This is a genomic window from Lysinibacillus halotolerans, from assembly GCF_003711845.1.
Taxonomy (GTDB): domain Bacteria; phylum Bacillota; class Bacilli; order Bacillales_A; family Planococcaceae; genus Ureibacillus; species Ureibacillus halotolerans.
Window position 1 is genome coordinate 1 of the sequence record NZ_RHLQ01000098.1, and the last position, 2,167, is coordinate 2,167.

Here is a 2,167-nt window from a genome sequence, read left to right on the forward strand (position 1 = left end):
TAATTTTACTTCTAAATCTAAAGGCAAAACGAGTTGATTCATGTTATAATCTTTAAACATAAGGATCCTTCTTTCTGTATAATTTTGTTGTGGTGACTTAATTTTATCAGAAGTGGTCCTTGTTTTTTATTTAAAATAATCAAAGCCGGTGAAATTTTACTTATCGTAAAATTTCACCGGCTTTTCATTTCAGAGGTGGGTTTTGTCCCAGCCTCTTTATTTTAAACTACTTAATTTAGTAAATCTGTATCACTAATAGGGAAAATATAAATACCTTGAATAGATTCGTAATTATAATATCTTTGAACAAATTTTGCTTGGTACATATATTCCATCAGACAAATTTCATTTTCATCGGCACCACATAAAACTCCAGAAATACTTAACCCATTTTTAAATGCTACGCCAATCGGCTGACCAATTAATAGTTTGATTTTATCAAGCATCGATTAGCCCCCTCCTTCTTCTAAATTATGAAAAAAGGGAAGCCCATCCTTGTGCGATTGTTCTTATTAAAAAAATAATCCCGTTCTAAATGAACGAGATATTATCATTTATTTCTTTTTCGTTCCGCGCATTAATTTTTCGAAACGTTCCATCATCGGGTCGACTTTTGGAGTAAATTTATAAGGATTTTTCTCCATAGCAAACTCTTCAATTGGTTTTGCTTGAGTATAAACACTTATTTTTTCACTCGCAGATGCAGTAGGGTCATTAATGATGCTTTCTTTTGCACCATCAAAGTGGGGCGTTGATTCAACATGTTGATTATCATTTCTTGGCATTCTAGTCATCTCCTTTGATATTTCCTTTAATATGAATAGAAAGGAGATGTTTTATACGAGAAAACAAAGATTTTCTCTATTTTTCTAACAATTGATACACAAAAATGTCAACATTCATTCATCATATTTCCAATATAAAAAGGAAAAAATAAAAATATTTTAATAAATGCTTTGACATGTTACTAAAAATGAGGTAAATTACCAAAGGGCGAACATTATTGCCTGTATTAATGAAAAATATTCGTGATTTAGGGGTGTGTGTAAAATGGATAACGTATTTGATTATGAAGATATTCAACTAATACCAAATAAATGTATAGTAAACAGCCGTTCAGAATGTGATACTTCTGTTATGTTTGGCGGATATAAATTTAAATTACCTGTAGTTCCTGCAAATATGCAAACGATCATCGATGAATCTATTGCAATTAAATTAGCAGAAAATGGCTACTTTTATATTATGCACCGTTTTAATCCTGAAACTCGTGCCGAATTTATTCGAAACATGCATTCTCGTAAATTAATCGCATCTATTTCAGTTGGTGTAAAAGCAGAAGAATATGCATTTATTGAACAATTAGCGGTAGAAGATTTAATTCCAGAATTTATTACAATTGATATTGCCCACGGACATTCAAACGCAGTTATTGAAATGATTAAACATATTAAAACTCATTTACCTCAAAGCTTTGTTATTACTGGTAATGTTGGAACACCTGAAGCAGTCCGTGAACTTGAAAATGCTGGTGCAGATGCTACTAAAGTCGGTATCGGGCCAGGTAAAGTATGTATTACAAAAATTAAAACTGGATTCGGTACAGGTGGTTGGCAATTAGCTGCTTTACGTTGGTGTGCAAAAGCTGCAACAAAACCAATTATTGCTGATGGCGGAATTCGAACACATGGAGATATTGCGAAATCAGTTCGTTTCGGTGCCTCTATGGTTATGATTGGTTCACTATTCGCCGGTCATGAAGAATCACCGGGTCAAACTGTTGTAAAAGATGGCAAAATGTTTAAAGAATACTTTGGTTCTGCTTCTGAATTCCAAAAAGGCGAAAAGAAAAACGTTGAAGGTAAAAAAATGTACGTGGAACATAAAGGTTCTTTAATGGATACTTTAGTTGAAATGGAACAGGATTTACAATCCTCTATTTCTTATGCTGGTGGTAACAAACTTGATGCTATTCGTACAGTTGATTATGTAGTCGTGAAAAATTCCATCTTTAATGGAGATAAAGTATATTAATAGATAGTAAATAAAAAGAGGCTGGGACAAAACCCTCCTCTAAATAAAAAAAGCCGGTGAAATTTTACGAAAAGTAAAATTTCACCGGCTTTGAATTTTTTACAATAAAATAAGGACCTCTTCTGATAAAATT

3 protein-coding genes are annotated in these 2,167 nt (G+C 32.4%); 1 reads left to right on the plus strand and 2 read right to left on the minus strand.

Annotation, left to right across the window (positions count from 1 at the left end):
- Positions 1–230: 230 nt before the first annotated feature.
- The gene (locus EC501_RS18230; RefSeq protein ID WP_122973753.1) at positions 231–446 is read right to left on the minus strand and encodes a hypothetical protein; all 216 of its coding nucleotides are present in this window, start codon (positions 444–446) and stop codon (positions 231–233) included.
- Positions 447–554: 108 nt separating this feature from the next.
- A complete protein-coding gene (locus EC501_RS18235; RefSeq protein ID WP_122973754.1) occupies positions 555–785 on the minus strand; it encodes a hypothetical protein in 231 nt (76 codons plus the stop codon).
- A gap of 265 nt (positions 786–1,050) precedes the next feature.
- Here EC501_RS18235 and guaC point away from each other — a divergent pair, with 265 nt between their 5' ends.
- On the plus strand, positions 1,051–2,034 hold the full coding sequence (gene guaC / locus EC501_RS18240) for a GMP reductase (protein WP_122973755.1): 984 nt from the start codon (positions 1,051–1,053) through the stop codon (positions 2,032–2,034).
- Positions 2,035–2,167: the final 133 nt, after the last annotated feature.